The 26,853-nt window shown below is 38.1% G+C and carries 28 protein-coding genes and 2 pseudogenes; 6 read left to right on the top strand and 24 right to left on the bottom strand.

From position 1 onward, the window contains the following. Positions 1 to 10: 10 nt before the first annotated feature. Together AB1K83_RS16875 and AB1K83_RS16870 are read right to left on the bottom strand one after the other, a co-directional pair. A complete protein-coding gene (locus tag AB1K83_RS16875) occupies positions 11 to 688 on the bottom strand; it encodes a response regulator transcription factor (RefSeq protein ID WP_413059373.1) in 678 nt (225 codons plus the stop codon). 21 nt (positions 689 to 709) lie between these two features. Beyond that, positions 710 to 2,062, bottom strand: a complete 1,353-nt coding sequence (locus AB1K83_RS16870; RefSeq protein ID WP_413059372.1) for an ATP-binding protein — start codon at positions 2,060 to 2,062, stop codon at positions 710 to 712. Positions 2,063 to 2,275: 213 nt separating this feature from the next. Here AB1K83_RS16870 and resA point away from each other — a divergent pair, with 213 nt between their 5' ends. Then, on the top strand, positions 2,276 to 2,812 hold the full coding sequence (gene resA, locus AB1K83_RS16865) for a thiol-disulfide oxidoreductase ResA (RefSeq protein WP_413059371.1): 537 nt from the start codon (positions 2,276 to 2,278) through the stop codon (positions 2,810 to 2,812). Between the two features lie 357 nt (positions 2,813 to 3,169). On the opposite strand, the gene merA is transcribed toward resA, so the two are convergent. Next, a complete protein-coding gene (gene merA, locus AB1K83_RS16860; protein WP_413059370.1) occupies positions 3,170 to 4,804 on the bottom strand; it encodes a mercury(II) reductase in 1,635 nt (544 codons plus the stop codon). A 25-nt stretch (positions 4,805 to 4,829) separates the two neighbouring features. Beyond that, positions 4,830 to 5,219 carry a mercury resistance transcriptional regulator MerR1 gene (gene merR1, locus AB1K83_RS16855; protein WP_413059369.1) on the bottom strand — a complete coding sequence of 130 codons (390 nt, stop codon included), beginning with the start codon at positions 5,217 to 5,219 and terminating at the stop codon, positions 4,830 to 4,832. Between the two features lie 535 nt (positions 5,220 to 5,754). Here merR1 and AB1K83_RS16850 point away from each other — a divergent pair. Next, a complete protein-coding gene (locus AB1K83_RS16850; RefSeq protein WP_413059368.1) occupies positions 5,755 to 6,348 on the top strand; it encodes a tyrosine-type recombinase/integrase in 594 nt (197 codons plus the stop codon). A gap of 392 nt (positions 6,349 to 6,740) precedes the next feature. Here AB1K83_RS16850 and AB1K83_RS16845 read toward each other — a convergent pair whose 3' ends face one another. Together AB1K83_RS16845 and AB1K83_RS16840 are read right to left on the bottom strand one after the other, a co-directional pair. Further along, the gene (locus tag AB1K83_RS16845; protein WP_413059367.1) at positions 6,741 to 6,992 is read right to left on the bottom strand and encodes a DUF3006 family protein; all 252 of its coding nucleotides are present in this window, start codon (positions 6,990 to 6,992) and stop codon (positions 6,741 to 6,743) included. Beyond that, positions 6,979 to 8,031: an MBL fold metallo-hydrolase gene (locus AB1K83_RS16840; RefSeq protein WP_413059366.1), complete on the bottom strand. Its 1,053-nt coding sequence runs from the start codon at positions 8,029 to 8,031 to the stop codon at positions 6,979 to 6,981. Before AB1K83_RS16840 ends, AB1K83_RS16845 begins: the two co-directional genes overlap by 14 nt. A 322-nt stretch (positions 8,032 to 8,353) precedes the next feature. On the opposite strand from AB1K83_RS16840, the gene AB1K83_RS16835 reads away from it, so the two are divergent. After that, positions 8,354 to 8,575 carry a DNA-directed RNA polymerase subunit alpha C-terminal domain-containing protein gene (locus AB1K83_RS16835; protein WP_413059365.1) on the top strand — a complete coding sequence of 74 codons (222 nt, stop codon included), beginning with the start codon at positions 8,354 to 8,356 and terminating at the stop codon, positions 8,573 to 8,575. Between the two features lie 12 nt (positions 8,576 to 8,587). Further along, positions 8,588 to 8,815, top strand: coding sequence for a hypothetical protein (locus AB1K83_RS16830; RefSeq protein WP_413059364.1), 228 nt, complete (start codon positions 8,588 to 8,590; stop codon positions 8,813 to 8,815). Between the two features lie 13 nt (positions 8,816 to 8,828). Here the strand turns inward: AB1K83_RS16830 and AB1K83_RS16825 are convergent, their stop codons facing one another. The 10 genes and pseudogenes from AB1K83_RS16825 to AB1K83_RS16780 all read right to left on the bottom strand — a co-directional run bounded on the left by AB1K83_RS16825 (position 8,829) and on the right by AB1K83_RS16780 (position 15,930). After that, entirely contained in the window at positions 8,829 to 9,188 is a 360-nt protein-coding gene (locus tag AB1K83_RS16825) for a hypothetical protein (RefSeq protein WP_413059363.1), read from the bottom strand. 374 nt (positions 9,189 to 9,562) lie between these two features. Further along, the gene (locus AB1K83_RS16820; protein WP_413059362.1) at positions 9,563 to 10,333 is read right to left on the bottom strand and encodes a restriction endonuclease; all 771 of its coding nucleotides are present in this window, start codon (positions 10,331 to 10,333) and stop codon (positions 9,563 to 9,565) included. A 266-nt stretch (positions 10,334 to 10,599) separates the two neighbouring features. Next, on the bottom strand, positions 10,600 to 11,871 hold the full coding sequence (locus AB1K83_RS16815) for a hypothetical protein (protein WP_413059361.1): 1,272 nt from the start codon (positions 11,869 to 11,871) through the stop codon (positions 10,600 to 10,602). Between the two features lie 106 nt (positions 11,872 to 11,977). Beyond that, complete coding sequence (locus AB1K83_RS16810; RefSeq protein WP_413059360.1) at positions 11,978 to 12,463, bottom strand: N-acetylmuramoyl-L-alanine amidase; 486 nt, start codon at positions 12,461 to 12,463, stop codon at positions 11,978 to 11,980. Next, complete coding sequence (locus tag AB1K83_RS16805; protein ID WP_413059359.1) at positions 12,375 to 12,671, bottom strand: hypothetical protein; 297 nt, start codon at positions 12,669 to 12,671, stop codon at positions 12,375 to 12,377. Before AB1K83_RS16805 ends, AB1K83_RS16810 begins: the two co-directional genes overlap by 89 nt. Positions 12,672 to 12,776: 105 nt before the next feature. Further along, complete coding sequence (locus AB1K83_RS16800; protein WP_413059358.1) at positions 12,777 to 13,217, bottom strand: disulfide oxidoreductase; 441 nt, start codon at positions 13,215 to 13,217, stop codon at positions 12,777 to 12,779. Next, a pseudogene (locus AB1K83_RS16795) lies at positions 13,217 to 13,891 on the bottom strand (DsbA family protein). Before AB1K83_RS16795 ends, AB1K83_RS16800 begins: the two are co-directional and overlap by 1 nt. Before the next feature lie 24 nt (positions 13,892 to 13,915). Next, positions 13,916 to 15,010 (bottom strand): copper resistance D family protein, encoded by a 1,095-nt coding sequence (locus AB1K83_RS16790; protein WP_413059357.1) that lies wholly within the window; start codon positions 15,008 to 15,010, stop codon positions 13,916 to 13,918. Then, positions 15,011 to 15,568 (bottom strand): copper resistance protein CopC, encoded by a 558-nt coding sequence (locus tag AB1K83_RS16785; protein WP_413059356.1) that lies wholly within the window; start codon positions 15,566 to 15,568, stop codon positions 15,011 to 15,013. Between the two features lie 26 nt (positions 15,569 to 15,594). After that, positions 15,595 to 15,930: a hypothetical protein gene (locus tag AB1K83_RS16780; protein WP_413059355.1), complete on the bottom strand. Its 336-nt coding sequence runs from the start codon at positions 15,928 to 15,930 to the stop codon at positions 15,595 to 15,597. Positions 15,931 to 16,171: 241 nt separating this feature from the next. Between AB1K83_RS16780 and AB1K83_RS16775 the strand changes: the two genes are divergently transcribed. Continuing rightward, on the top strand, positions 16,172 to 16,492 hold the full coding sequence (locus tag AB1K83_RS16775; RefSeq protein WP_413059354.1) for an ArsR/SmtB family transcription factor: 321 nt from the start codon (positions 16,172 to 16,174) through the stop codon (positions 16,490 to 16,492). A gap of 13 nt (positions 16,493 to 16,505) precedes the next feature. Continuing rightward, entirely contained in the window at positions 16,506 to 19,127 is a 2,622-nt protein-coding gene (locus AB1K83_RS16770) for a heavy metal translocating P-type ATPase (RefSeq protein WP_413059353.1), read from the top strand. A 153-nt stretch (positions 19,128 to 19,280) separates the two neighbouring features. On the opposite strand, the gene radC is transcribed toward AB1K83_RS16770, so the two are convergent. The 8 genes and pseudogenes from radC to AB1K83_RS16730 form a co-directional block, all read right to left on the bottom strand. Continuing rightward, entirely contained in the window at positions 19,281 to 19,943 is a 663-nt protein-coding gene (gene radC / locus AB1K83_RS16765) for a RadC family protein (RefSeq protein ID WP_413059352.1), read from the bottom strand. A 114-nt stretch (positions 19,944 to 20,057) separates the two neighbouring features. After that, entirely contained in the window at positions 20,058 to 20,420 is a 363-nt protein-coding gene (locus AB1K83_RS16760) for a hypothetical protein (RefSeq protein ID WP_413059351.1), read from the bottom strand. Between the two features lie 14 nt (positions 20,421 to 20,434). After that, positions 20,435 to 20,683 (bottom strand): hypothetical protein, encoded by a 249-nt coding sequence (locus tag AB1K83_RS16755; RefSeq protein ID WP_413059350.1) that lies wholly within the window; start codon positions 20,681 to 20,683, stop codon positions 20,435 to 20,437. Between the two features lie 549 nt (positions 20,684 to 21,232). Further along, entirely contained in the window at positions 21,233 to 23,002 is a 1,770-nt protein-coding gene (locus tag AB1K83_RS16750) for a DUF262 domain-containing protein (protein WP_413059349.1), read from the bottom strand. 436 nt (positions 23,003 to 23,438) lie between these two features. After that, entirely contained in the window at positions 23,439 to 24,143 is a 705-nt protein-coding gene (locus tag AB1K83_RS16745) for a PD-(D/E)XK nuclease family protein (protein ID WP_413059348.1), read from the bottom strand. A gap of 80 nt (positions 24,144 to 24,223) precedes the next feature. After that, positions 24,224 to 24,715 carry a single-stranded DNA-binding protein gene (locus AB1K83_RS16740; RefSeq protein ID WP_413059401.1) on the bottom strand — a complete coding sequence of 164 codons (492 nt, stop codon included), beginning with the start codon at positions 24,713 to 24,715 and terminating at the stop codon, positions 24,224 to 24,226. Between the two features lie 72 nt (positions 24,716 to 24,787). Further along, complete coding sequence (locus tag AB1K83_RS16735; RefSeq protein ID WP_413059347.1) at positions 24,788 to 25,573, bottom strand: hypothetical protein; 786 nt, start codon at positions 25,571 to 25,573, stop codon at positions 24,788 to 24,790. A 2-nt stretch (positions 25,574 to 25,575) separates the two neighbouring features. Next, a pseudogene (locus AB1K83_RS16730) lies at positions 25,576 to 26,763 on the bottom strand (RecT family recombinase); the annotation flags it as partial. Between the last annotated feature and the right edge of the window lie 90 nt (positions 26,764 to 26,853).

Raw genomic sequence — 26,853 nt, 5'->3', positions numbered from 1 at the left:
CAATTCTCCTTTAACTCCATTTATATCCAATTCCCCATACTGTCTTTAAAAATTCTTCAATAGGGAATCCGGTAGACTTTAATTTATCTCTCAAATTTCTAATATGGGAATCTATGGTTCGTATATCTGTGTATGTGTTATAATCCCAAGCAGCTTGTAATAACTCTTCCCTAGTGAAAGTTTTTTGAGGCCGGGTAATCATAGCTTCAATAATACAAAATTCTTTTAACGTCAATTGTACTTTCAGGTTATTATATTGTAATGAATAGGTTTCTCGATCCAGTGTAAATTCCCCATTAACAATCACATCCACTTCTTTTTCATTGTTTGGGAAACGGCGCAAAAGTGCATTCACCCTTGCTGTTAGCTCTCTCTCATCAAAGGGTTTCGTAATATAATCATCCGCTCCCGTATCTAGCCCTTTCACTAAATCGGGCTTGTCAGCCCTAGCCGTAAGCATAATGATTGGAACATCCGAAAACTCACGGATTCTTTCACACACTTCCCATCCATTCATCTTCGGCATCATCACATCCAATAGAACAAGACTGATCTTTTCCTTTTTTATTATTTCAATCGCTTTTTTACCGCTGGTTTCTTTGATGCAACTGAAACCGTGCGGTATTAAAAATAATTCAATGAGATCTAACATCCTTTGCTCATCATCAACTAATAAGATTGTACGCATATTATCCCTTGCCCTCCCCCGTTAAACTGTAACTGTAAAAGTGCTTCCTTGCCCCAATGCACTTTCGACTTCTATGCTCCCACCGTGCGCATCGACAAGCTCCTTCACAACTGCAAGTCCAATTCCAGATCCACCAAAAGAACGCGAGCGTGACTTTTCTACACGGTATAATTTCTCAAAAATAAATTCAGTCTCTTCGTATGGAATGCCAATTCCAACATCTGTTACTGAAATGACTGACCTATCCCCTTCTTTACGGGCTTCTAGTGTTACTGTTGTATTTTCATTTGAATATTTCAAAGCATTGTCCAATAAATTTAATACCACTTGTTCCAATCGTACAGAATCGGCATGGATTTCAAAATCCTCCTGGCAAATGAGGTCAAGTTTAAGATTCTTCAAATCAAATGATGGTCTCACAAGCTTATAAATATCTTCAAGAAATGGACGTGCCCAAAAATAATTCTTCGATACGGTGAAAGTATTCTCATCCATTTTCGCCAGATCCAATAAGTTTTTAACCAGATCTTTCATTCGATCTGATTCTTCTTCAATAATTTTCAGGTAATGCTCACGTTCTTTTTCATCCACGCCTTGTCTCATCGCCACTTTTGAATAACCAATCAAATATGTCAAAGGTGTGCTTAATTCATGAGCTATGGAGGCAAGAAATTCATTGCGTTCTTTTTTTAATCGTTGTAAGTCATTCGCAAGCTTTTGTATCGATACCGATAATTCACCAAGCTCATCCTTTCCTATGAACGGAAGGCTTACATCGAAATCTCCTTTACTCAATTTCTCGGTCGCCTCTTTCATTCGGATTAAAGGGCGTGTGAGAAACTTGGAAAGAATTGCATAGATAATAAATAGCGCAACCACACTGGTCACACCTGCCAATCCAAAATGCATATTCAATTTCCCAACCAATTGCTCAATCGACTTTGTACTTTGAAACATGATGACAAAACCAGAGTGTTGAGAATCCACATGATAAGGATGTGCACTAATGATATAGGGAGAATCTTCCCACTCCGAAACTAATACCTTGTCTGCTTGCAAATCGAACTCTTTTACTTGTGGAAGATACTTTGCGATATTTCCCTCAGAACTAAGAATAATACTACCTTGACTATCCGTAATGACGACCCCTCGATCACCGTCTTTTTCCATTAATACAATGTGTTTCATTGTTGTATCCGAATAATACTCTATTAGTACGTCCCGATGATTTGAACCGCTTGCCATCAATTGAGAGAACTCTTCATCAATCCTTGAATGAATGATGCTTTGATGGAGATAAAGCATTAATGAAGTTTCCATTATTAGTACAGAAATAAAAAAGTAGGATGTTAACTTTGTAGAGATTCTGTTCACTTGAACTTTCCCCTCTCTTCTTCTGAAAATTATTATAGAGAATAAATATGAAGTAAATATGCAGAGTCAAAGAAGCATGGTAAAAAATGTTATTTCCATATCTAATTATGACAGCTTTATGACTGCATAATTTTTTGACAGTCATTTAGTATAGTAATAATTAAAAAGCAGTCCATTCGCGTTCTGCAAGTTGTTGAAGGGAGTAGCTAACTGTTGAAAAATAATAAGAAGCAACGTTTAATAACGCGTATATTGGTTTTACTAGTATTGGCAATCGCTATTGTATTTACAATATACAACAGCTTAACAAAAGAAAAACAGAAAGTATTGAAAGTGGGAGATGAAGCTCCTGATTTTATGTTGGTTGATTTGAACGGAGAAAACCATCAATTATCTAATTACAAAGGCCAAGGCGTTTTCCTAAACTTTTGGGGAACTTGGTGCGCCCCCTGTAAGAAAGAAATGCCTGCGATGGGGAGACAATACGAAGTTTATAAAAATCAAGGAGTCCAGGTATTGGCTGTCAATATTGCAGAGTCCGACTTGAAAGTACAAACCTTCGCTGACCAATATGGGATGGTTTTTCCAACCTTAATTGATAAAACAAAAAGTGTCATGCAAGCTTATAATGTTAAACCACTGCCTACCACTTTTCTGATTGATCCCAATGGAGAAATAATAAAAATCATTACTGGTGAAATGAGTGAAAAGGACATTCAAGGATATATGGAAAGCATTAAACCTTGGTAAAGAATTTTAAAATATACATTACAAACAAAGCAATCCCTGTAGTTAGTAATTTTCGGTTTAACAGGATAAGATAGTCAAGAATTTCTTTCAATAATTCTCACAAACATTCAAATATATATATATTTTAAAGAGGCAGCCGAAAAGTTTATTAAATCACTTTTCAGACTGCCTCTTCTTAATTTTTATTGCTTCCGCTATTCATTTAACAACACGACACATTTTTCTTAGCACTAGTGACCTGCTTTTCCAAGAACTGCTGACGTCCTGTTTAGTTCGATGTAAGGGTCGGTGGTTTAGATTAATTAAAAAACGATTCCCTTTCTCAAAGGAATTCCAGCTTTATTTGTATTCATATTGCTATCCAGAACAACAAGATAATTTGGATACATCTTTATCAAACGTAAGGGCTGCTAATTTCAATCCTTCTGCCATTGTTAAATAGGGAGCAAGTGTTTCTCGTAGATCATCAACTGTCAATCCGAATTTTACAGCTAATGTTGCCGCATAGATTACCTCTCCTGCGTTTTCTGAAACGATGTGAACTCCTAACACTTTTAATGTTTTTGCATCTGCTACTAATTTAAAAACACCTGTTGTTTCCCGGTTAACGAGGGCTCTTGGTACTGCATCTAATGGCAAGACAGACGTTTTTACCTTAAGACCTTTTTCTTTTGCTTGCTGTTCAGTTAAACCAACCGTTGCAATCGATGGGTTAGTAAACGTAACGCCTGGAATAACTTCTAAATTTACTTTTTGATTTAGTCTCCCGATTGCATTACGCGCGGCAATTCCACCTTGATAAGCAGCCACATAAACAAATTGGGGACCAAGAGTTACATCTCCGGCTGCATAAATTCGGGAATTGGTCGTTTTAGAATATTCATCAACCACGATTTCACCACGAGAACCAACGTCAACACCTGCAGCATGTAAGTTCAAAGATTCAGTATTTGGTTTTCTTCCTGTTGCTACAAGCAATTGTTCTGCTTCAATGATTCGTTTTTCACCATTTATCTCTACATAAACTTTTTTAATATCGCCAACTTGTTCTACGCGTTCATATGTTGCTCCTGTAACTAAATTGATTCCCTGTTCTGATAAGGTATGAATAATAGCTTCTGAAATTTCAGGATCGTATTCTTTTAATAGACGCTCGCTCCTTTGTATCAAAGTTACTTCTGCGCCTAAATGATGAAGTAGTTGTCCTAATTCCAATCCGATATATCCAGAACCTAGAACTGTAAGACGCTTTGGAACCTTCTTTAATTCAAGTAATGAAGTGCTTGTTAAATAATCCACCTCATTCAATCCCAAAATATTTGGAACAGATGGAGAAGCGCCAGTTGCTATTAAAAATCGCTTAGCAGTTATTTGGTTGCCATTCACTTCAACTGTTTTCCCATTAACAAACTTCGCTTCACCATTTATTAGTTCAAAACCGTAATCGTCAATTAAATTTACATATTTTGCATTTCGAAGTGTGCTTACTAATTCATCTTTTTGTTTTACTAATGAAGCTAAATCAACACTTTGTGATATTGTGTGTAATCCTGTAAATGGATTATTTATTGCTGAATAATTGATTTCTCCTGCTCTTAACAAGGTCTTAGATGGAACGCATCCAATATTAACGCATGTTCCCCCAACTGTTCCGCGTTCAATCATCGCAACTTTTGCGCCGTACCCCACAGCTTCAATTGCAGATGAAAAGGCTGCTGCACCAGAACCAATGATGATGTAGTCATATTCATCATCAACATCCTCTTTTACATATGACTTAATAACTTCGACATTACCAGGTTGGTAGTTAGCTTCAGCAATCGCATTTTTCGCTGATTCAACTTCTATGTCATTTTGAAGCTCAAATACAGCTTCTCCACGAAAAAAATTGACTTCAATACAATTCGCACCTATATTTTTTAAGGCAACTGAAACATGACGTTCACAACTTGTACAAGTCATTCCTTGTACATTAATCCGATATCTTTTCAATACTATTCCTCCATCCTTAAATTTCTTATAAAGTTTCAATAATGGGGCATTCATAAATATCTTTGTTTTCGGGACATCTTTCTTTTAGGTCGATAAGCATTTGTTCGATTCTCATGAGATCTTGAATTTTCCGTTGAATGTCCTCTATCTTAGTAACAGTGAAATCATACATATCACGGCACTTTGTTTCATCATGATCTACCACTCCTAAAAGCTTATCAATTTCATTTAAAGTAAAACCTAATTCCTGGATGCGCTTAATGAAATTTAATCGGTCAACGGTTGGTTCTGTGTATATTCGATATCCTGACTCTGAACGAGAAGGCTTAGGAATTAATCCTAATCGTTCATAATATCGAATAGTTTCTTTGTTAACTTTACACTTCTCGGCCAGTTCTCCTATATAAAACTCCATTTGTTTCACCTCATACTTAGTATAAACCCTGTACCTAAGTACAAGGTCAACAATGCTTAATAATTTCTTTCCTAAGACAGTTTATAGTGTTCATAAAAGTACACTTTAACGAACACTGTGTTTGAAATAAATACATCGTGAAAATCAGTTCGTAAAAATATTAAAACACTTTTCAAACATTTACTCGTTTATTTGCGACTTTCCGAACGGAATTGTAAACTTGAAGAAACGGATGTTCGTAAAGGGTACACTGTGTTGGAAATAAATTCGGTTATGTCAGCGGTAGTGCAAAAGAAAACAATAAAAACCGACAAGTTGATCAATGAAAGGAATTGGAAATGAAGATCAAGATGTTTTCGTAACAGTGTCGTTTAATTAGCATTCAGTTTGATATAGCTTTACGAACGTAAGCTATTCAGAATAAGCATACATAAGAAAACTAACATTAATGCTATTCTACGATTGAACACTTAAAGAATGTATGGTAGTTACATTACAATTGGTAAAACCATACTACGAAAAAGGGGCGTTTTAAATGACGATATTTCATAAGCAGAACGTTAAAGGCGCGCTAGTTGATGTACAGCCATTACGTGAGCAGGCTGAAATAAAGCAGATGATCGAGGCGCTTGCAATGTCGCCAACAAATGGCCCACGCAACGTCCTATTATTCAAAACCGGCATATCAACGGGTTTGCGTGCGGGTGACATAGTTAAGTTGCGCATTGAAGACGTAAAGGGACGAACTCAATTCAAGGTACGCGAGGGCAAGACTCGTAAAGAGCGCACAGTACATATCAGCGCCATTATGCCGGATATTGCGGATTATATAGAATCTATCGGCAATCCGTCACAAGGTTGGCTCTTCCCCTCGCGCAAAGGTGATAAAAACATAACAACAACGCAATGTTACAGAATTTTAACAGAAGCAGGCGAATTGATCGGCAAACGAGACGTTGGAACACACTCAATGCGCAAGACATTCGGTTATCATTACTACAAGCGCACTAAAGACGTGGCAACGTTGATGGAAATATTCAATCACGAATCACAACGGACGACGCTGCGCTATATCGGAATCACCGAGGAAGAAGTCGGCAATAGTTTAAAAGATTTTCGATTGTTTTAATGCAATCTAAAACGTTTGAAAGGTGTATAATAAAGCGCTCTTTTATTATGTAATTTTACTTTTTACTTATTTCAATGAGCAACCCATGAAACCACTATTACTATTACCCAAAATACGTATGACCCATTTATTAGCACCTCACTTCTCTTAATCCTTCTTTTTAAACCAGAGATCCATGTTGAAATCACATACAAAAAACCCCACATAGGCTGCCTATAAAAGCACCACTATATGGTGTTTTAATTCGTTTATTAATCCTTACTTAATTAAATATTAAAAGAAGCTATGTCTCAAATAAAATTGTTTACTTATCTCGTTTCCTAGCACGGGCTTCTCCGCCTTGGCTAACATCACAACAGCCACCTTCCCTTTCGAGTTGGTGGCTGTTTTTCTTACTTCTTATTTTTTAACTTTTCAATAATATTGTCAACTTTCTCACGAGTGATTTCAGTTTCTTCTATTAATACTTCAATCTCATATCCTGATTCCGATCGACAAATTAACACGATGTCACCTTCCGAAATTTCGCCGGTGATATCATTCTCTGGAATGAGTAACTGATTCTCTTCTTTGGGATGTTTCAAAAAAACATATTGATCCTCTTCAATTCGATCCAATGTGTATTTACCTTTATTCACACGCATGTCCGTCACCATCGCGATCGTGTTTTCTTTCGTATGCTGGATGTCCTCTCATTACTCCTCCGGGATAATATTTCCTTAACTCAGTACAGTTTTTAAAACGTGAAGGAGTTTGAACGGGTTTTGGTTTCGTTACCTTCGGTGAAGGTTTAGGTGTTGCTTTTGGTGCAGGCTTTGCAGCAGGTGGCGTTACCGCCTTCCCATTTTTGCAAGCTGTCCCCACCGAATGTTTTATTCCATCGGTAGTAACTGTAATATCACAATCCAATGGAGTCTTGTATGTCTTAGCCCCAACTTTATTGAGTCTACTCTCTACTGCAAGGTCCGGGTGGCCATAACTGTTGTTTTTTCCGTATGACAGGATCGCCACGCTTGGCTTCACATTGCTGATAAAAGCCGCTGAACTGCTTGTATTAGAGCCGTGATGACCGTTTTTAAGGACCGTGGCAGTCACATCATATCTAGCTCTGATTTCATCCTCAATTTCTGTACTTGCGTCTGCCATTAATAAGAACGACACTTTATTGTAGGTTACTTTCAACACAATAGAAGCATCATTATTGTCTTGCGCATTTTCATCAGCATGCAAGACACGGATAATCATTTGTGGATCCAAAGTAAGCTTGTCCAGCTCTTTGGGTACCGTAAACTTGATGTCTTTCTTGTCGATCAGCTGAAGCATTTCATAGTAAGTCTGTGTTGTGTGAACCTGCCCGGAATCAATGAAATTCGTTACAGGGAACGCATTCAATACAGCGATTAGTCCACCGATGTGATCAGCATCAGGATGCGTTGCCACTACATAATCAAGACGCTTTACACCTTTTGACTTTAGAAACTGGACTACTTTATCTCCAGCAGACTTGGGACCCCCATCCACCAACATGTTTTTCCCGCCTGGCGCCTGGATTAATATTGCATCCCCTTGGCCAACGTCGATAAAATGAACCTTCAATTCCTTTGGTGCTGCGCCTGTTGCGGACGGCAGTAAGCCGATCGCCAAAACTAAAGCCATTAACAACGAGAGCAATTTCTTCAACATTCCCACCCCTTTTATTGATTCTATTTACCTAAATTAATAGTAGTGTAATAATACTGAATTGTCTAGACTAAACTGGCACAATAACCTAATATTGGATTATAAGTAAGGAGAATAAAGGCAGGGAATTAGCATCTCTACTTATGTAAGAGTGTTGGTGACAAAGAGTTTGCATAAACGATTCCATGCCGCTTTGACAGCGAACGGTGACTATGGAATCGAAATAATTGAGCGAGCAATAACTGAGTATGTTGAAAAACATGAAGAAAATGTAATCGCGTAGAAAATACACGAAGAAGCAAAAAAGTTAAATGAGGGGATTATAATGCGAAAATTGAGGTTCGATAAAGAAAATTACGAGGATGAGCCGATCGAGCTTTTGGACGCTAGCATCCGCCTTTATAATATCCTGAAGCGAAACCAGATACATACCATCGGGGATTTAATGAAGACAAAGAATCGATTGAACAAAGATGGATTCGGGCCCGTGAGTCAAAAAGAACTGGCTTATTTAAAGAAGGAAATCGAACTCATGACATTCATATGAAAGGACTAAACCATGAAATACTACCTTCAATCCCTAAACGGCACCATTTGCGTACTCAATGAAGAACGGTCGATGTATGCTCACCCGCATTTCTGCGATGTCTTGATCGACCACAGTAAGCGTATGGATGATGAGGAATTTGCGGAAGCCCTGAAAAACATCAAATTGCATTGGCTGCCGGTCCCGTGGGAAGCCCGATTTCCACACAAACCAATGGCAATTTTTGAAGACGGCTGCTAATGTGGTCGTTTTTTTATTTCAGTGCTAAAAATAAATAGACATCCAGCAACTCTATGGAGCGGTTTTTAAGACGGACGTTTAGGTAGCGTCTTGGATCCTCGTAGGAGCTGTGATACAATATGTATTCCGTGAACATGCCGTCGTTCTCCCCTTTTTCTAGACGCATTTTGTTTAACCTGAGAAACTGATTCGTTTCTTTCAACTCGGCTCGAATGGCTGCCAGCGCCCCATCAATCATTCGCAGATATGGAGCCTTTAATTTGTAAGGTCCTCTCTCGATCAAATGCCGATCCATTTCTAGGATGGTGATTAGCATTGGAAAATAAATCGCATTTTCAAAGTGCGGAAGTGCTTCGGACGGAATCAACCTCAACCCTTACACCCCCATCAGATGACCATACGTATCCTTCCGTTTCACGGGAACAAGCGCCAAAACATTGTCGATTTTAAATGTCCTTTGGACCCTCGAAGATAGCAATAGGCCCTAAAGGAAGCATCCCCCACTTGAATCACTCTGATCCTGCGCTTACTGACTTGGCCGTCTTTGGCTAAGGACATCATATCCAAATCTACTCCATGTTTTACCGACTTCTCCAACATTTTCAGTACACTCGTTCCCCTCCTCGCTTTTATTATAGGGAATGAACATTCGCATTTCAAGCAAATAAAAAAGCGACCAATCTAAAAACAGGCCGCTTGATCTAAATAAATATTCCTTATATTGATCATTTTTTATCTATACAATCGTTACTGCAAACCGTATCTTTTAGACAATCTCATTAATAAACTTCGCTCTTCTTCGTCATTCAGTAGTTCACACTTTTTGAAATGTTCAACCATCTGAAGTGTATACTTAATAAAATCTTCTTCCTCTAGAGGTATGCCTGAAGTGTTATCATCCACCTCATCTAATAAAGCATAATATTTTTCTTTTATCATAGTATAAAAGTTTCTTCCTTCTTTTATTTCTTTCAACTCATCCACAGTGAAAGAAATTAAAGGTAATTGATGACTATACATTATTTTCTTTCTCTTACCCTCACCAAATCTCCAAGATTGTCCTCCCATCCCTTTAATCGAAATGAATATTCCGAAATTAGAACCCCTTGTGGGAATAATCTCTGCTAATTTAGTAACCATCCCCACGTCAATCGTACTCGACTTTTTATTTTTACACTCACAAATTATTCTTTGTCCAATAATATTTTTTATAAAAGGTGGTAAGGCTTTTTCACTCATAATCGCTTCAATATCAGTTTCATTATCCCCAGGCCTTTTATTTTTAAACACTTGAACGTCTTGAAATCTGGAAAACAAAAACATAGCAAAATTCTCAAGAACTGCGCCTTTCTTGTGATTTTCCGCTTTACCCCAATCTTGGCTAGCTTCAATTAATTCAATATGTTCATCAAATTGTTCGATAGCTAACTTTTCACCTTTAACTGGTTTCCAGAATACGTCATCATCCAATTTACTTAAAAGTTTTTCTAGAGAGGTATAATCATTTAAATCAAGCATTAAAGTCTCCTCTCTTAAAACCTACAACTGCTCTTTTCCAGTCGTAGCTTAAACCACATTCTGGACACTTCAAATCCTTGTCTTGTAAATAATACTCTTCTAATGAGTTCAAAAATAAAAAGTGGGGTTCTTCATTTTGACAAGAAACCCTAATGAGAAGTTTTAATTTCTTTTCATTATAAAGCTCTATTAAGATTTCCTCGGCCGTATTCAACTGTATAGATGCAACCCTAGCTAATTTATTCTTTGTTAATACGTCACTCGTCCTAAGGGATAGCAGCTCCTTCTCCACTTTCTGGATTATCGGAGGTGGTAAGCCTAATTTGTTCTCTATACTCGTTAAGTTTACGGACAACAATGTTTACCACCTCCTCTTCGATAAATGTGTTTGTTCCTCTAATTAAATAGGCATCACTTCCTTGTTCTACAAGAAATTTATAAGTTCGATTATTGGTTTTTAAATTAACCCCGAGTAAATCGATGTCTCCATCTTGGCGAGAACGTTTAGCCGCTTGTGCAGCAGAACCGTACTTAAAACCTTCTTCTGTAGATTCTACACTAATAATATGTGACACGCCATCAGATCTTTGTTTAAAAATTGCAAAGGAATCTTGTGAATCTTCCACTGGAGCATATATCTCCATTAACTGCGATTCAAATGAAATTTGAATATCTTGAATAAATCGACTTAATAACGCAGGTTCATTATCGGTATCGATTTCCGACTTTTTCAACAAATCCTCTGCAAACTTCAAAATCTGACTTTCTGCATTAAAAGAATGTGCCGTTATTTCTGGGTTATTATGACCTGTAGCATCTTCTGCAAATTGGTATAACGCTTGTGGAATCCATAACGGTGCTTTTAAATAAACCTTCCCAATATATTGCTTTACTTTATTAAAAATCATATTGGAAATCGGTGTCCAGTCATAACGGTCCTTTTTTATCCCGTTAACGTTCAGTAGGTTACTTGTTGGATTAAAAATGATTTTAACGTCATTTGAATATTCAAAGAATACACAGTGACAGAAAAAAAGGTTTTTATATGTTCTACTTGATCCATCAGTTCTTGTCCCAGTCACCTCACAGGGCGATACAAATGAAAAAGTGTACGTTCCTAAATTTTTGTCTCGATGGATTTGTGTCAATTTAATATCGTTTAAACCCGGCATTACTGTTGCAAGATTTTCAGAATCATTGTCAATGTTAATATCGAAAAGGTTAATTTCAATTACACTATTTTTGTTCAAATAGGCGTTTTGCAATAATTCAGAATCAACTCTTTCTTCCAAGTTATAAACAAAGGTATAATTGTTACCGTTAATTTGATGCAAAGCTAACCACTCTTCAAAAACAACTGGGGACATTATAGGTCCTAAGAAACCTGTATCGGTAACTGTACGAACTAACTCCTTTCTCATTTCTTCACGTGATTGCTTTTTGGACAGCCTAAAACGGTCGAATAATAGTTGATAGTGCTTGTATTGAGTGTACTTATCTAATATTTTAAAAACGTTACTCCATTGCTTTTCATTCATTTCCCCCACTCCTTTTAGGTCCATAATACCGTAAGGAGAAGTAATAATCTACCAACTAAAATAAGTGGCATGATTTTAGTTCGAAAAAAGAACATGGATTCGATTTTCATTTATTTGCTCGAATCAGTGCGCCAAGTCCGAGCATTACAATGTCTCCATCTGCCGCTCTTCCCTCTCCCAGAACCTTGATCCACTTTTCCGAGTACCCGGCTTCCACGGCGGCTTTAACCGCTATTTCCCGTTGGGCCTTGCTGCCAAGAAACGTTTCAAATTCCTTTCGTAGTGTACCGGATGTAAATTTCAAATCCGATTTCTCATTTTTGCTTAAAGCTGATGTATCGGCGACCTGTCCGGCTAGTCGCGCCCGGACCAAGTTCATGTCAATGCCTGGGCAATTGGTAGACTGCCCAGGAAACTCTTTGTGCCCTTTGACGGCGCTTGCCGGTAACCCGAGCCGCTGCATCCAATACCGCGCCCGCTCGTCAAAGGTTCGTTCTTGCTCTTCAGTAAAAGAGCCATTCCCGACCAAGCAGATATTTATAAATGTAGGAGTTCTGGCCGCCCACCCCGTTCGTAATCTCTTCTGGGTCATAGCAGAGTTCAACAGATCCATCACGGAGGATGATCTCATGATAGCCGCCTGTACCCCATTTCAGTGTTCCGTTCCAATACTTCCAAAAAGAATCCCAGTTGCCTGACGTACCGGCAGAATGGTGACGAGCGATGTTTTTGATAGCGGACAGTTTCCGGGTGCCATTGGTACGAGGCGTCTTTTTGTGAATGTCGATGATTTTGGCCATATCACGCCACATCCTTTTTAGGACGTTCATATCTCAGTGCTTGGCGACTGTCAAGAAGCCAAAGAGTGCAACTGCAGCTTCTTTTGGCTTCTTTAATAATGTTCTTTATTCAATTGACTTCTTTGGTTTAACGAGAAACATACAGCAAACGATAATTACAAATGCCACTAACGCCAAAAATGGTATCGTAACAAAACCAAACCAATTTATATATTGGGCACTACAAGGGACACCACTCACACAAGGTTTGATCCCTCCAAAGCCGGGTATCTTCTGCTCTAAATAATGCATGAACGATATGCTTCCCCCGATAATTGATAATGGAAGCACGAACTTTTTAACGCTAATGTCATTCTGGAAAGTTCCAATCCCCAATATCAAAGTAAGGGGGTACATGAAGATACGCTGATACCAACATAACTCACAAGGAATATACCCTTTGATTTCACTGAAGTACAGGCTCCCGAACATGGCAACTAATGAGACAATCCATGCAATATATAATAGCAACCCTTGCTGTCTAGATTTACTACCCGTATTCTCCATCAGTTTTCATCCTTAATTTCTTGTTCTATTGCCGCCTTAATGGCTTCATAATCAAAAGGATCCTCCATCACTTTCCCGTTTATGACAATGGTCGGAGTCATCGAAACACCAGCTTCTCGCACTAATTCTTCATCGATTTTAACCTTCTCCATTGTCGCTTGCTGTTCCATGTCTTCTTATAAAAGGGTTTGATCAATCTCAGGAAACCCACTTGCAATTTCGAGGATTCTTTCGGGTGTTATCCATAGGGCATCATGATCTTCAACGGGTTGTGCATCAAACAGCGCCTGGTGGAAATCCCAATACACATCGGGATTCCGCTCAAAAACTGATTCAGCGGCAAGCGAGCCTAAAGTCGATTCTTCGCCGTGGAATAACACGTTGACAAAGGAAAATTTCATTTTACCTGTTTCGATATAATCCTTAACTAGCTCTGGATAAATCCTTTCACCCCAAGCTTTACATGCCGGGCATTTAAAATCACCAAATTCCACTACTGTCACAGGAGCATCTTCCTCTCCAAACGAGGGCTGTCCTGTAACATCAATTTGTTTTATTTCGGTTGGCAAGGATTCCTGTTTGTTGCTAAGTACAGCGATTGCCGCCAATAATACTACTACCACGAGTGTTATAATAACTGCAAATTTCATATTTGAACTTTTATTCTGTTTCATCAAATACCTCTTCTCTGTCATTTATTATTGAACGCTAGCCATTAATCCGAAATATAGAGAAAGGACACAGAACATTCCCATGAAAAAAGGAACTACTGCAGGTGTCTTTTTCCTAAAGCTATACATGATAAGCCACATGAAAATAATCGCTACGGTGAAAAACAATATATTTATTGTATTCAACCCGAATTGCAAACTCATTGAAGGATCAATGACCCCCGAATAGAAGTAATCGAAGAGAGCCGAAGGACCGCTGCCTTTGAGTGTTATTTCAATACTATGAGGAGGCTCCTGTTGTCCCAGGACACCGGTCGAAACAAACGTAAAGAAAAGGAGAATGCTTTCGAACTTCAACCAAGATATTGGGTTGATTTGCTCTTGTCGATTCAATTTGCGCCTGATCCAAAATCCATTTATAAAAGCAAAAAATAAAACTGGGATGATGGTCAGATGCTTCATCAATAAGGCTTGTCCATATGATACCATCCATGCGTCCGTATATTCATTTACATCAATCACCAATGTCATTAGAAATAATCCAGTTCCTGTAATTGTAAGGAAGCATGCGATTGCCAAAGAGGTAAACCACTTTAAATAAGAAAGCCAATTCTCTTGGTTTTTTGAACACCAACCGACAATAAGGAGAATACCGATCCATACCGTAACGGCTAGAAAGTGCAATGAATGGGAAACGAACCCACTCCATGCGGTAAGAGAAGCTCCGTGACTAGCCCAACCCAATGCTAAAAGCAGGACGAGAGTGAAAGCGAGAGCAATACCGGACAGCACTTTGCTTTTCAATACCGGGAACAGTGACACAAACAGGTAAAAGAAAATTGCAAGTATGACCGTAAGATTCCAAGCCTTCCCTACTTCAAAACCACTTAGGACGCTTTCCATCGTAGCAAATAGACCGATATCCTCATAAAGAAATAGGATAACTCTTATCACTGGGGCAACCGAAAAGAATACAACACCTAATACTGCCAATTGAATTAACCGTTTCGGTATATGAATAGTAGGTTTCAACCGGTCCGGTATGAATTGAATGATAAATGCGCCCATCAGTAGCGAAAAACAGAGATACAATAGACTTTCAGAAATATAGACCCAAACCATTTACTTTTGCCTTCTTCCTATGATCCAGCCAAAAAATCCACCAGCTATAGTAAATAAAACGACAAGGATTACAACAAGAACATCATTTGAAGCTATCGTTGAAGGAACTTCAACTGGCTGCTGCACTGATTTTTCTTCTGGATCTTCTATAGGTGCAACAGGTGTTTCTTCGGTTTCTTTAGAATCTACAGGAGCTTGTGATTCGTTTTGGCTTACCATGAATGAATATGTTCCTTGAATTGGGTGGCCATCCGCGCCAATAATCTTCCAGTCCACAGTATATGTACCATCACCTAACGGAGACATGAATCCCCCTGTCATCACATTATCATTCACTTGGGTATTACTGACGATTATTTCTTCATTATTCTCGTTAAAGACTTTCACTGTACTTGTTTTTTCAATTTTCGTATCAAATTCCAATACAATTTCATGGACGTCTTCAGCAATAATTTCACCATTAGCAGGTGCAGAACTAGTTAAGCTAGTATGTGCAGATACGGCATTGGCTGATATTATTAATAATAAAATAGTCATCATTATAATATTTTTCTTCATACATACCCTCTCACTTCATATCGTAATTACCAACTATCCCATTTCGTATCCATAACTCCTATCTGTTTCAGAAAACTTGTAAGCAATCGATCCTTTTCACTTTCTAAGGCATTCTCAGTACATGGAGAATCGGGGGCATAATGTAAACTTTTAGCTTTCTTTAATGTTGACTCTTCCAGAAAGTTCGTTGGATCTGACTCTTCAAAACAAACAGGAGCAATATAAGTTTTGTACGTGTGCTCTAAAATAATTCTTGTATCTGGAGAAGGATGGGTTTCTTTCGGTATGAACAGACCTATAAGTACAACGATGCCAACTAAGAGAATAGTCATTGTAAAAAGCAGTGCCTTATTCTTTAACATAACATAACTCCTTCAACGCCAATAATGACAAGTTTTTATACTTTAGCAGCCTGAATTAGTTTTTAACGACTACATCGCTCAAATTACATTATTCCCCGTATATTGCTAGTAACTTCCTCATCACCCTCTTCAAAGAATCACGGTTTCAGTAAAAAATATAAAATTGACACACATATTAGTAATTGCTAATATGATAATAACAAATCATATTAGTCATGTCTAATATGAAAGGAGCGATATTATGATATCAACTAATTTAGAACTCAAAGTGAAGTTTTTACGTGCATTCGGAGATAAAACAAGGGTTCAAATATTAGAGTGCATCAAATATGAAGAAAAGACTGTCTCACAGATTGTTGAAAGTGTAGAGGGAAATCAATCAAATATTTCACAACACCTAGCATGTCTCAGAGGTTGTGGAATCATTGTAGGGAGGCAAGAGGGAAAATACGTCTACTATGGCTTGCGAAATCAACAAATCAAAGAGTTGCTAGACACATTTGATAATGTACTGAGTCAGATTGAAGACACTGTTGCTTGTTGTAAGAATCATATTAGTTAAGGAAGTGTGAAGAATGGATAATAAGTGCTGTTCTACTGAAGCAGAACCCCAAAATCTAGGAAAACAAACATCCTGCTGTAGTAGCAATCAAGTAATTCAAACCGAAACAAAGCAAAGTGAACATATAGAGTGTTGCAGTAGTAACGCCATAAATACGGAAGTAAAAGATGAATGTTGCAGCATGACTCCGATGATCGAGGAAGAAACCATCAAAACAACGACCTGCTGCAGCAGTAAGGATCCCGATAAGCATTCTAGTATTCCAGTCGATTGTTGCAGTAGTTCAGGCAACACTATAGGCCCGGTTAATGTAAACCTTGATGGGGGAATAAAAGAGGAGTTTCGTGTTTATGGAATGGATTGCCCAGCTTGTGCGGTAACAATTGAAAAAAGTTTAAGCACTCAACAAAGCATCAATGGAGTGAACGTGAACTACAGTACAGGAAAAATGCAAGTTAGTTCGACTGAAGAACTTGAATTTGAATCCATCCAAAAACAAATGAAGAAGCTTGGTTTCGAAGTTGAACCTATACAAATTAATAACAACTTAAGGAATTACATTATTGAAGGAATGGATTGCGGTTCTTGTGCTTTGACAATAGAAAATCACTTAAATACTCTTCCTTCTGTCAAACACGTTCAGGTCAATTTTTCGACCGGTAAGATGAAAATTGAACATGAAAATAGTTCGGAAGAAATTATTAACGAAGTATCTAAAGCTGGATTTAAAGCGTCACTCATTACTACCAATAAACAAATACCCTCCTCCACACGTTCTAGTAATCAGAATGGCGCTGTCATTTTTTCAGGTATATTAATTGCACTAGGATTTTTCGGATCTTACACAGGAATCTCTCCTTATCTAACGACTACAATGTACGCAATTGCAATGATTGTAAGTGGGTATAAACCTGTAAAGAGTGCTTACTATGCGATTAGAAGTCGTTCGTTAGACATGAACGTCCTCATGTCAGCAGCAGCAATCGGTGCTGCATTTCTAGGAGAATGGCTTGAAGGGGCTACTGTTGTTTGGCTGTTTGCACTAGGGCTTAACTTACAGAACCGAGCCATCGAAAAAACACGTAAATCCATTCGGGGTCTAATGGAGTTAACCCCTCCAGAAGCTTGGGTTAAAATTGGAAACGAATTAATTAAAAAGCCCGTTGAAGAGGTATCCGTCAATGATGTAATTATAGTGAAGCCTGGAGATAGAATTCCATTGGATGGGGATGTAATAGAAGGCGAATCCAGTGTCAATCAAGCGGCTATAACAGGAGAATCCATCCCAGTTGATAAGGGGAAAGGTAGTTTCGTGTATGCCGGTTCAATAAATGAACACGGCTCACTCACCGTTAAAGTTACGAAGCTGGTGGAAGATACAACCATCTCTAAAATTATCCATTTGGTTGAAGAAGCCCAAGAAAAAAAGGCTCCCACAGAAGCATTTATAGATAAGTTCGCACGAATTTATACACCGATTGTATTCATCCTTGCTCTTTTGGTGATGGTCGTTCCCCCAGTATTTGCTTTTGGCACTTGGGAGGAATGGATTTATAAAGGATTAATGCTATTAGTGATTGCTTGTCCTTGTGCGCTCGTTATTTCAACTCCAGTTGCAATCGTTACAGCGCTTGGAAATGCCGCTAAAAATGGTGTTCTCATTAAAGGTGGTACATTCTTAGAAAATGCAGGATCTATTAATGCCATCGCCTTTGACAAAACAGGAACACTAACAGAAGGAAAACCAAATGTTACGGATCTAGTGGTCTTTAATGATTCCGAAGAAAACATGTTATCGATTGCTCGAACTTTAGAGGAATATTCCACACACCCTATTGCTAAAACAATAGTGAATTACGCAAAAGATAAAAGTGTTCAAGTGAAAGTTGGTACACAGTTTAAGAACCTTACCGGAAAAGGAATTCAAGCGACAATCAATGGTATTACCTACTTTGCAGGAAACGTAAAGTTGTTTGAAGAGGTCGGTACCCCTATCAATAATCATCTAGAAAAAATTCTAAGCCTGCAAGACGAAGGTAAAACCATTATCATCATAGGGACTGCTGACAACATCTTAGGTGTAATTTGTGTTTCAGACACGATCCGAAAGACAACTAAAACATCTTTAGAAAATCTGAAGAAAATAGGTGTCAAACAAGTTGTCATGCTGACAGGGGATAACGAAGGGACAGCCAAAGCTATTGCTTTAAAAGCTGGTGTGAAGCGATATTTCTCTGAACTATTACCAGAAGAAAAAGTAAAAGCTATCAAACAATTGCAAGAAGAAGGCTATCGTGTGGCCATGGTTGGTGATGGAATAAACGATGCCCCTGCATTAGCGACTGCTGATCTTGGAATAGCGATGGGCGGTGCTGGCACAGATACGGCAATGGAGACTGCTGATATTGTCTTAATGGCTGATAACTTAGAAAAACTGCCCCATACAATGAAGTTGAGTCGCAAGGCTTTAAAGATCATCAAACAAAATATATGGTTTTCGTTAATAGTGAAGGCCGTAGCTTTACTATTTATCTTCCCGGGCTGGTTAACATTATGGATTGCTGTTTTAAGTGATACTGGAGCTGCGTTGATCGTAATATTAAATGCACTTCGCCTATTAAAAGTCAAAGGGTAGTAATTACTTATTCCTAGACGAAAAAAATTACATTTAAATTCCCTTGGCACACGATACTAAGGCTTATAAAAATGATCCTTTTCATCAATCAAATACTTCCACTTAAATAGAAAAAAGCAGGAAGCATAATAATAACCGCTTCCTGCCTCGTGTTTATAAATACCCTTTTTCCTTTAAACTAATGAATCGATGATCTCCAATGATGAGGTGATCAATTAACTCGACTCCCATAACACTACCTGCCTCAGCCAATCTCTTCGTAACCTCGATGTCTTCAGGTGAAGGATCGGGCCGACCGCTAGGATGGTTATGAAGACAGATAATGGAGGCTGCACTATATTTTACAGCTTCCTTGTACACCTCCCTTGGATGTACTATCGATGAATTTAATGAGCCAATAAAAACGGTCTTTTTATGAAGCACTTCATTTTTCACATTCAGGTAAAGTACAACGAAATGCTCCTGCGTCAGAGCAGTCATTTCAGTCATTAGATAAGCCGCCGCATCTTCCGGTGATCGGATAACATAACGATCATTAGCCTTTCCGGCAGAACGCATCTTCCGAGCAATCAACATGCCTGAATGAACTTTAAGGGCCTGGTTATGAGTCATACCTTCCTCTTTTAATTCAGGAATAGTCATGTCGACTAACGCCCTAATTCCACGAGCAGCTAATCGCCCAGTGAATTCGGGTGTTGCCGAAGGGCCAATCAAAACAGCTAGAATGTCCTGCAATTCAATGACGCTTTCAGAACCAATAGCATTGTAAGTAGAAACTGCTTCACGAGCAGCCGTAATATATTTTTTATTAATCAATTTCTTGTCCTTTCTCACACAAAGCAAGTGCCAAGCGGCACAAGCATTCATGTGCCACTTTTCTTTGCCTGGTGGAAGGCTTTTTATGTTATGATGTATTTACAATTTAACGTTTTACTTTTTTCGAGATGCGAACCGTCGCGTCTCCTTTTTTTCGCCCATTTTTGCGATGACTGCATCATCCCAGCCCATCTTTTTCAGATTGGAAGCTGTGATATTCAGCATTTTCCATGGATTCACACCTTCGAGCACCATGTTTTGCGCTAACTCTTTCATTCCCTTTTCATCAAATTGCCACGAAGCAGAAATGGAATAATCCCAAATTACATCGCCTGTATCTACAGGTCCATTAACATCAACGAAAGCCTTCAATTCAGCCTTCATTGCTTTCAGAGCTGATTCTACACGTTCAATTTCCTTCCCAAGCTTTATTGCTTGTTCCATGTTTTCAATGACCTCCGACTTTGCAAGTACCATTTTAAATGCCCCCTTTAGATTCCTAAATTTCCGCTGCCAATTACCTTCACGTCTCCGTTTTCAATAGACAGGAAAATCTCTTCAATATCTGATAGCGAATTCAGCTTTTTAACCTTACCTTTACTGTCGAATAGGTAAATGCCACCAAACTTAAAGACCAGGAACTTCTTTTCCTTCTTTTCATCCACATAGCAGATGAATGACTTGTTCGCACTTCCCTTCTTACCGTTAGAAACTAGACGTTCTAATTGTTTACTAACCATTTGAATCTCTCCTATTCCTATTATTTTTATAAACAGAAAAAGCCGACCGTATCCCGAAGGATTCAATCGACTTTTAATATATTTAACGCAATTATGCGTAAATATCTCAAATGATTATGCTTTAAAGCAATTTTTCGATGCGCTATTACATCTGCCAGTTTTTTCTCTGAAAAGAGAATACAAGGGCAACATGATTTTTGTCAAATCTCCTTTAAAATCTAAAAAGGTATTTCGACATTCATCAAAACGATGACATAGAAACTTAAAGGTTATACATATTTTATCAAAGCGATATTCAGGTCGCAAATATTCTACAAAGAAAAGAAGTGAGGAGGCCGAGTCTGAAGTCTATCAGTATGATTTGTCTTGTGATGAGCAACCTTTACCAATACCTTATAGCTTCTTTTCGTGTCGGTGTAACCGCTCGTATTTTCTGGCAATGATACAACACGGTGGCTGGCATACCACACTGTAGGCAGACTTTTTTGTGTACCTACAAGGTACACACTATTAAAAATAGGTAAGCGCTTTATTAACGCTTACTTTTCTTTATTGAAAACCATCAATTTCCCAATAATTTTTAGCCCATTCTATTAAATGTTGAGTTCTACTTTCAATAGTTTTATAATTCCAATCATTATTCATATTTGCAACTTCTTTAGCTGTTAAGATATCTGTTTTTTTATATTCATTAGCCTTAGCAAAATAGCCTTGATTACTAACACGACTATTCAGTTTTCTAGGAAGTAAGATTAAATTACCTAGCCGATTACAATGAAATTGCTTTCTTTTAGTCACTTTTCCACGCCATGCATCACTTTCTATTTGAGGATAAATATGTTCAATTGTATCCTCGAGATTCATTGACCAAATTGTTTCCCAAACCTTTTTTGAGAAGGTTTCATTGTACTTTTCCGCTAAATCTTTTTCATAAGTGTAAAGGAAATATCGTAATTCTATTTTCCATTGAGAATATGAATCTTCTTCACCTAATGTTTTTTGAATATCTTTAAGCGGGAAATTTTTCGCTATTTCCAAAATATTATCAATTGCACTTTTGTATCTCATATTACTATATTTATTAGCTCGTTCCGCAGATTTAAAGCCCATTAAGAAACATGATAACCGAACAAACTCACCAACTTGATGCCTACTATCTTTCCTATGCAAACCAAAAACTCTAAACGTTACTTTTTCCCAGTATTCAAGTAATTTTTCGGTTTCTTTTTCCAATAGATGAGGTGATAGATTAATTGCTACAGCTAGTAAACGTGCCTGGATTATTTTAGTAACTGCTTTTTTCTTTTTATTTGTGTATAGGTTTTTCAATTCATTTGTTACTTCTGAAAGCCATTGTGAAATATCAATAACTCTTTCTGGATCTTGGTCGCATATTTCTTTAAAGTAATCAATGGCATCTTCAATTTTCATTACTTTACTGTGTTCTAGGGGATTATATAAAGTAGCTGTAAAACGTACAATTTCATCACCAGGAATATTCGTAATGCCTATTGTTTCATATATTTTTCCCCAATACTCATGAAGCCATTTTAATCTATCTTCAAAGACCAAAGGGTTCTTACTAAGTTTTTCAAAAGCTATCCCTAATAGCATACTTTTACATTTGTCTAACCAATCTACATCCAACCCTCGACTGTTTAGAACCTCAAAGACTGTATAAACAGAACCCTCATCATTTATAATATGTAAAATAAAATTTAGTCTATTTCTAATAAGCATTAATAAATCCAAAATTTCATATTTTTCGCACCAATGATCCACGAATTTTTCACATTCAATAAAGCCTGATTTTAGGGTCCTAATTGCATGCGTAGTTACCATATCATCACTTGGATGTTTTCCTGATAACAAATATTCTCTTAGAGTTAGTGAACTATTATGATTTGTTTGTATTAAAATCAATTTTTGATTTTCGTCTTTAACCAATAGCTCTTCTAAATAATAAATAGATCTTCTATACTTAGCATTGTTCAATTCTCGCATTTTTAGGTGAATGGCTTTTAAAAGAATAATTAAAGATGTTATTCGTTGTTGTCCGTCTACTATATTTAATACACTATATACATCCGTATCGTATGCTTCTTCTCTCATTTGACTATGGCAAACCACTGTTGCCATGAAATGAGCCCGTCCTTCTTTATACTCTGGACTTTCATACAGTTTTGTAATATCACTAAAAAGATCATTTCTTTGCTTAGTATTCCAACTATAAGCCCTTTGATATGTAGGTATTTCAAAAAGTCGTTTTTGTAATAATTCGTCAAATGATAAATACATTGGATTTAATTGTTTTTGCATTATACCCCTCCTGCATTTCGTTCAATATACCTGACATTATACACTTTCCATCAATGTTATAGATACTATATTCCTATTTATCAGGAAAGTTTTCCACCAATTCATTGAATTAATGAACAGCCATATATTTTACCCCCATTATAAGAGGGCATTTCTTATTCTCGAAATACGCCCGATTGTTAAATAACGTTTTTGTTTTAAATGAATTTATTATCCCGAAACACCTAACACTGTCCACTGATTACTTTCTTTAAGTTAATGCTGTCTTCCTTGATTAAACCCAATCAGAAACGAGACGGCTGCTAAAGCTCCTGTCACAAACATAAATGCATAAGCTTCAAATATTGTAATCGTTGTCATGTAGATCACTCCCCTTTATTTATTTCAAATAAAAACACCGACAAGTATTCCCGTCGGTGCATGCTGTACTTACATATTAATAGTTGCTGAACTTTTTATAACATTCAATAGCAAAAGAACAATGCCTACAGTGACTAGATGGGGTAGATTGAAATAATTCCTCTGTCTTTTCAGGTAGTCTGTCTATAATTTCTTGTTTAGAATTGATTTCATTTGCTACACTCAAAGCCCACTTTCTGGACTTTTCCATATCAGCCTGATTGAAAATGAGTTTACTCTCCCTTTTGAATCGAAGAAAGAACAATTTGCCCTCAACATTGGATTGGTTCCTTAATTGACCAATGGCCCACGCATAGAGGCCGACTTGATGATTGTCTCGAACATCGTATCGAGCTCGGTTCGTCTTCCAATCGACTATTCTACTTCCATCTGATGAAACCAGATCAATATAGCCTTGAATCATCGGGGCTGAATCCTTACCAGATAGAGGTAGTTGAAAATGTACTTCTGTGTCACCCATGTTCGCTTGTATAGGGGCATGGCTGACTAAATCGGACATCTCCTCCAATGTAACTTCGGGGTGAAAGTCAGCTTCTATCATCCCGTTTAACACAGCTTCTGTATGACTAACCCCATTGATTTTTTCCTCAATGGCTTTATGAACCCCTTTACCCAACGCCAACGGGTAAGTCACCGGCTCCTGATATCCCTGAATGTATTTTTTATAAAACCGGTACGGACAAGTTTCGTACAAGCTTAATCGTGAAAAAGAGAATATCATGCTGCTATCTCCTTTCTTTATTGAAAAAAGGAAAAGAGGCCTGGCAGACCAATCCCCCTTCCCTTTTCTTTAATAATTTATCAGAACGGCAGATCCTCATCCTTTACTTCAAATGAACCTCCGCCTACTCCATATTGATCGGCATTTTGACCGTGAGCATTTGCGTTACCTGCATAGGGATTCGGTTGCGGTTGATAGCCACCTTTACCTTGCGGTTGCTGAAAACCCTGTCCCTGCTGATTTCCCTGTCCTTGGGGTTTCGGGTCAAGGAATTGGACAAAATCAGCAACAACCTCTGTAACGTACACTCGGTTGCCTTTGTCGTTTTCATAATGGCGAGTATTAATGCGACCATTCACCGCAGCTTGACTACCTTTTTTAAGAAAGTTAGCCGCATTTTCGGCAGGCTTCCTCCAAACTTGAACCATAATGAAATCTGCTTCATTTTCACCATTGGCATTTTTAAATGGACGGTTCACCGCAAGAGTGAAATTGCAAACAGCGACACCACTCTGCGTGTATTTCATCTCCGGATCTTTTGTTAAACGACCTACCAAACTAACGTTATTCATAAAGTTCTCCTTTTCTCGTAACTGTTTATCAGCCACGTCCCTATTTCTTTTCCGTATAGGGTGACGGATATTTTAATTAGCTAAAGACATTTTGTCGTTTTCAACGGAATTCATTTTTCTCGTTTCTACTTCTAACTTCTGGACTTTGTCCATTTTCAACATGTGATATAGAATTGCAACATTCAGGACGACTTTATCCATTTCAAAATCATAAGTGGAGAAAGCAACCTTCCATGCAGCCCTTCCGATTTTTGTACCTTCCATCGCCCAATCGGCACGATCAGCTTCTTCCTTCACATATTCAGCCAGCAGTCGATTAAACAATAAATGAATTTGTGTGCCACGACATGATTGCATGACATACTGAAGAAGATCGTTTTGACGTTCATCCTGATTTTCAATATGAGCGATCACGATGAACATAGCGAAATGTTTTACAAGTTCTTCGTATTCGTAACTCTTCCAATCACGTAGAACAATCTCACGACTCTTATTAAAGGCAATACGATTCTTCCGTTTATATTCAGCCCAACCGATAGTACGAAGTTGACGTGCATTCAATTTTTCAGCCGGATGAACGGGTTTCTTCCTTATCCCGAAATACTTTGTACGTATTTCAGAGTAAGGCAGTCCCGATAACTTAGCTTCAAAGTCTAATACGCCACCTGACACGCCACAATACCAACACTTAAATACTTGGTCATGGGTGTTTAGCGAGATATAATATTTATGTCCTTTACCTGGCTTGGAGTCCTCTTCGCAAAAAACACATTTGCAAAGAGTCTCCTTTTTACCATGTGTACGGGGATTGAACGTAAGACCATATTCCTCCGCAACTTTCAGTATTTCAGGAAGCATGATCAAGCTACCCCCTTATCCGCATCTCCCAACTTCTCAAAGAACGTAAACCCGTTTTCTGTACGAGTCTGCATTGTAAACTTCTCACCTTCAGAAAGATGTTTTGTTTGTTGAACAGCGTCTTCACCTTGTGCAAACACCATCGTTTGGGCGTTGCTAACCACATTCCTCACATACATTTTTGCGAAAGATATGCCAGCCGGAGTTGTACCCTGTTCATACTTTTCCATGATGAACGTATTGAGTGATTCAGAAGCCGTTTCATCTTCCTGTCCATCAGGCACTTGAATGGGTTCTTTTTGTTCAGATTTAACAGGTTGTTCATTTTCTTGCAGATGAGAATACTCTACAAGGAAATTGAAACCATTCTCTTTCTTAATAACCATAGCCAACTCATGGCCCATTTGAACATGACTGAGAGAATCGATTACATCCTCTTTTTCTTTCACTAGAACAAGACTTACTTCGTTAGTAGCCTTGTCCAACACATTCAATTTTGCAAACGGTACGTTTTGAGGGCTTAGCCCTTTTTCAAAGCTTTGCAGGATGAAAACTCCTTTAACACCGTTATCGTTCGATTCCTGAAAAGATGTTTCGGCAGTTTGTTGATTTCCATCAACCATGTTTTGTCCGTTAGGGGCTGGATAAGACTTCATCGGTACATCCATATTTCCACTATTTCCGTTATCGTTCTCTTCAAGCGACATTTCCTCACGAGTGTACAAACCACCCAATGGGAACTGACGACGGAGGACAAAGACTTCCGCTATTTTCTGGATCATAGCGGAAGGCATCTTATCCCAAACGTTTTTATTGCCGTATCGGTTATTCAACTCTCCGGAATTTGCTTGAAAGTATTCCTGGAAGTCAACGAATACGGCCACAGGTCTAAACCACTTATGATGCATGACCGCATAAGCACCGAGAATCTGACCGCGTTTTTGACCGAACTCATGCCTTACGCTTCCCTCGGAAGGTATGAACTCGAAAGTATCACCTTCTCGAACCACGTTAGCGTTGGGAGGTCCTACATAGCCATCTTGTGAAGTAGCTACACGTAGAAGACCGTCCCGAGTTGTGATGAAACTTGTCACGGGACCATTTTTACTTTCGTAACGTTGGAACACGATATCGCCAAGTAAAGGATTCAATCCGAAGGTTTCACACACTTCAATAAAGTGGTTTGCCTCTTCTTGTGTCCCATTGTAACTGCTAAACTAAAATGGACAGTTTTTGCTCGATAGAACTGAACAGTTTCCAGCCACAATCCCTCCTACCAG

The sequence above is a fragment of the Sporosarcina sp. 179-K 3D1 HS genome (genome assembly GCF_047228905.1).
GTDB lineage: Bacteria > Bacillota > Bacilli > Bacillales_A > Planococcaceae > Sporosarcina.
Note: the sequence above shows the minus strand (reverse complement) of the source record. Positions and strands in the feature narration are given on the sequence as shown.

Bases quoted from the DNA above. Each gene is read 5' to 3' on its own strand.
- AB1K83_RS16800 (WP_413059358.1), bottom strand. From the start codon at position 13,217: ATGGAGAATACGGGTAGTAAATCTAGACAGCAAGGGTTGCTATTATAT.
- AB1K83_RS16770 (WP_413059353.1), top strand. From the start codon at position 16,506: ATGGATAATAAGTGCTGTTCTACTGAAGCAGAACCCCAAAATCTAGGA.
- AB1K83_RS16755 (WP_413059350.1), bottom strand. From the start codon at position 20,683: ATGGTTAGTAAACAATTAGAACGTCTAGTTTCTAACGGTAAGAAGGGA.
- AB1K83_RS16790 (WP_413059357.1), bottom strand. From the start codon at position 15,010: ATGGTTTGGGTCTATATTTCTGAAAGTCTATTGTATCTCTGTTTTTCG.
- AB1K83_RS16735 (WP_413059347.1), bottom strand. From the start codon at position 25,573: ATGCTTCCTGAAATACTGAAAGTTGCGGAGGAATATGGTCTTACGTTC.
- AB1K83_RS16760 (WP_413059351.1), bottom strand. From the start codon at position 20,420: ATGGTACTTGCAAAGTCGGAGGTCATTGAAAACATGGAACAAGCAATA.
- AB1K83_RS16875 (WP_413059373.1), bottom strand. From the start codon at position 688: ATGCGTACAATCTTATTAGTTGATGATGAGCAAAGGATGTTAGATCTC.
- AB1K83_RS16745 (WP_413059348.1), bottom strand. From the start codon at position 24,143: ATGATATTCTCTTTTTCACGATTAAGCTTGTACGAAACTTGTCCGTAC.
- AB1K83_RS16815 (WP_413059361.1), bottom strand. From the start codon at position 11,871: ATGAATGAAAAGCAATGGAGTAACGTTTTTAAAATATTAGATAAGTAC.
- AB1K83_RS16780 (WP_413059355.1), bottom strand. From the start codon at position 15,930: ATGTTAAAGAATAAGGCACTGCTTTTTACAATGACTATTCTCTTAGTT.
- AB1K83_RS16820 (WP_413059362.1), bottom strand. From the start codon at position 10,333: ATGCTTGATTTAAATGATTATACCTCTCTAGAAAAACTTTTAAGTAAA.
- AB1K83_RS16750 (WP_413059349.1), bottom strand. From the start codon at position 23,002: ATGCAAAAACAATTAAATCCAATGTATTTATCATTTGACGAATTATTA.
- AB1K83_RS16835 (WP_413059365.1), top strand. From the start codon at position 8,354: ATGCGAAAATTGAGGTTCGATAAAGAAAATTACGAGGATGAGCCGATC.
- AB1K83_RS16805 (WP_413059359.1), bottom strand. From the start codon at position 12,671: ATGGCCAAAATCATCGACATTCACAAAAAGACGCCTCGTACCAATGGC.
- AB1K83_RS16845 (WP_413059367.1), bottom strand. From the start codon at position 6,992: ATGCGTGTGAATAAAGGTAAATACACATTGGATCGAATTGAAGAGGAT.
- AB1K83_RS16740 (WP_413059401.1), bottom strand. From the start codon at position 24,715: ATGAATAACGTTAGTTTGGTAGGTCGTTTAACAAAAGATCCGGAGATG.
- AB1K83_RS16840 (WP_413059366.1), bottom strand. From the start codon at position 8,031: ATGTTGAAGAAATTGCTCTCGTTGTTAATGGCTTTAGTTTTGGCGATC.
- AB1K83_RS16830 (WP_413059364.1), top strand. From the start codon at position 8,588: ATGAAATACTACCTTCAATCCCTAAACGGCACCATTTGCGTACTCAAT.
- AB1K83_RS16775 (WP_413059354.1), top strand. From the start codon at position 16,172: ATGATATCAACTAATTTAGAACTCAAAGTGAAGTTTTTACGTGCATTC.
- AB1K83_RS16810 (WP_413059360.1), bottom strand. From the start codon at position 12,463: ATGACCCAGAAGAGATTACGAACGGGGTGGGCGGCCAGAACTCCTACA.
- AB1K83_RS16785 (WP_413059356.1), bottom strand. From the start codon at position 15,568: ATGAAGAAAAATATTATAATGATGACTATTTTATTATTAATAATATCA.
- merR1 (WP_413059369.1), bottom strand. From the start codon at position 5,219: ATGGAGTTTTATATAGGAGAACTGGCCGAGAAGTGTAAAGTTAACAAA.
- AB1K83_RS16850 (WP_413059368.1), top strand. From the start codon at position 5,755: ATGACGATATTTCATAAGCAGAACGTTAAAGGCGCGCTAGTTGATGTA.